Below are 1,080 nucleotides of genomic sequence, written 5' to 3' on the forward strand. Positions count from 1 at the left end.
TCATAGGTATCCCTAAAGATTATCGTCGTTATTCCTCAAGATTAACTACCTTATTACGGGAATCCCTGTGACTATCGGCGTTATTCCTCCAGATTAACTACCATCCTTCAAGAATCAAGGAATTATTGTGGTTGTCCTCTTCAATTAACAATTAAATGTGACCAAGCAGAAAAGGGTGCCATCATTATTCAGCACCCTTTTTCCTATTGCATCAATTTCTTTTCAAGATCATCCACCAGCTGATGATAGTCTGCTGCCAAAAAGATAGCCCGTTATCGAACCCTTAGGCCTATATGCTCACCAAATTTATCTGGCAATAGGTAATCAATTACTTCTCCCCAGCTCTGGGATTGAAACTCCAAGTTGCGTTCAATAAACAAATGGCAGGAAGGAGTTTCCTGATTGTTTAACTCCGGATATTGTGCCTGTATTCCATCCAAATCCGTAGTTCCTCTCATTTTTGAAATTTGCCTCTGTCCTTGTTCATGCATGTTCAATGTACCCATCATTGGTTCGGGAACCACAGCCAGCAGCAAATAGCTTCCATGGTTGTCAGACAGGAGTTTTCCATAGTTAAAACGTTGGGAAACACCAATTAAAAATATATACTCAGCTTCACGCTCATCCCATTTAACTCTTACAATCATTACATGCTTTCAAGGGCGCTCCCGCAAAGGAATAGGCTCAACTTTTCTTATATATCACCAACTCCGCTAGTTTATCAGCAACTGTTCCAATGAAATATAAAAAAACAGCTCCCTTTTCAGGAGGCCACTGAAAATCTGCCGATTTTTTGGTTTTCCTGGGGAGACCTGAATGAAAAAAGCCGGCTTATTCCGTATTTTTGGAATAAGCCCGGCTTTTTTTCTTGTTTTCAGTTCTCTTTTTACTTTATATTTACCCCAACAGCTTAAGTATTCTTTTTAGATTGACCGTAAATATGGCCATGGCGCCTTGTAATTCCATGCCAATTAGACCCGAGGATGTGGCTACATCATACCCGTGTCTGTGTTTTAACTCGCTATTCTTCGCCTCTATTTTATACCGTTCCCTGGATTTCTCCTTGAAGTACTCACTTTC

At 40.3% G+C, this 1,080-nt stretch carries 2 protein-coding genes; both read right to left on the reverse strand.

The features are described from left to right. Positions 1-272: 272 nt before the first annotated feature. Complete coding sequence (locus IQ19_RS03945) at positions 273-647, reverse strand: hypothetical protein (RefSeq protein ID WP_144540000.1); 375 nt, start codon at positions 645-647, stop codon at positions 273-275. Positions 648-897: 250 nt separating this feature from the next. Beyond that, a partial coding sequence (locus IQ19_RS03950; RefSeq protein ID WP_199749366.1) for a transposase occupies positions 898-1,080 on the reverse strand: 183 nt, incomplete at its 5' end.

Origin of the sequence: Cytobacillus oceanisediminis, from assembly GCF_007830235.1 — a bacterium.
GTDB lineage: Bacteria > Bacillota > Bacilli > Bacillales > Cytobacillaceae > Cytobacillus > Cytobacillus oceanisediminis.

What these genes read in the sequence shown, in the direction of transcription:
- IQ19_RS03945 (WP_144540000.1), bottom strand. Translation starts at nt 647, where the DNA reads ATGATTGTAAGAGTTAAATGGGATGAGCGTGAAGCTGAGTATATATTT.